We start from the raw sequence: 1,238 nt of genomic DNA on the forward strand, positions 1-1,238 counted from the left end.
CTCGGCAGCGGATACCCCATGCTCGCCGGCCCCGCGAACGTATGCGACGCACCCTTGATATCGATTTTCCCGGGCGCATGAACCTCGACGTTGCCATCCTTGATCCGGATGTATGCTCCGCCGCTCGTCAGCAGAATCCCCTGATCGGCCGCGATCTCGATCCGGTCCGTCGCCGACACCACCTTCACCGCCTTCTGCGCGGTCACCTCGATGTTGTCCGACTGCGCCTGGATCTCCACCTTGCCCTTGCCCGCGAACAGCTTCATCCCCGCGTTCTGCACGAACAGGCTCAGCTTCTGCCCGATGCTCCCGATCAGCGACTTGCCGGCCGCGACGTGCACGCTCTGCCCGCTCGCCACGTTCACGTGATCGTTCGCGACCACATGCACCGACTGCTGCGTCGACATCCCGATCCCCGACGGGCTGCCGAACAGCATCACCGGCTCCTTGAATGCGTTCGCGTTACCCGTGCCGCCGCCTGCCGTACGCCCGCCCGACGCGCTACCCGATGCGCTGTCCTGCGTCGCATCCGTGAACGCGCGCATCGTGTCCTGCGCGTCCTTCAGGCTTTCCGCCTGATGCTGCTCGCTCACGCCCGACATCGCCTCGACGAGGCTCTCGCCCGTCACGAGCTGCTGCTGCGCTTCCTTCACGTCGAGCGGCTGGCTGTTCGCCGCCTTCGGATGGGTGGTGACGTACAGGCCCTGGCTCGCCCGCACCGCGCCATACGCATCCGAGCGCAGGTCGAAGCCGCTGCCGAGATACGACCCGCGCGAATTGCCGTTCTGGTCGATGATGTAGCCCAGATGCAGCAGGCTGTTCGCGCTGCTGCTCATCAGCTGCACGCGGTTCTGCCCGGTCGCGTCGTCCATCACGAGCTGGTTGTAGCCGCCGCCCGAATACTCCTTCGACCGATACCCGGACAGGATCCCGTCGGTATGCCATTGCGGCTGGTTCGCGCCGTTGTACACGCGCCCGACCGCGAGCGGCCGGTCGCAGTCGCCGCCGACGTAGTCGATCAGCACTTCCTCGCCGATGCGCGGCACGTGCACGCCGCCGTAGCCGCCGCCCGTATCCGATTGCACGACGCGTACCCAGCACGACGCGTTCTCGTTGCCCGGATTCAAGCGGTCCCACACGAACTGCACGCGGATCCGGTTCAACTCGTCGGTATAGACTTCCTCGCCCTGCGGCCCGACGACGATCGCCGTCTCGAGGTGCATGTCCGGCTTGTGATG

Annotated in this window: 1 protein-coding gene; it reads right to left on the reverse strand. The window is 66.2% G+C overall.

Annotated elements, in window-relative coordinates; all coding sequences use genetic code 11:
• The coding region (locus QZM35_RS38075; RefSeq protein ID WP_301777787.1) for a type VI secretion system Vgr family protein at positions 1–1,238 on the reverse strand (1,238 nt) is incomplete at both ends.

It is taken from the genome of Burkholderia sp. AU45274 (assembly GCF_030482505.1).
Classification (GTDB): Bacteria; Pseudomonadota; Gammaproteobacteria; order Burkholderiales; family Burkholderiaceae; genus Burkholderia.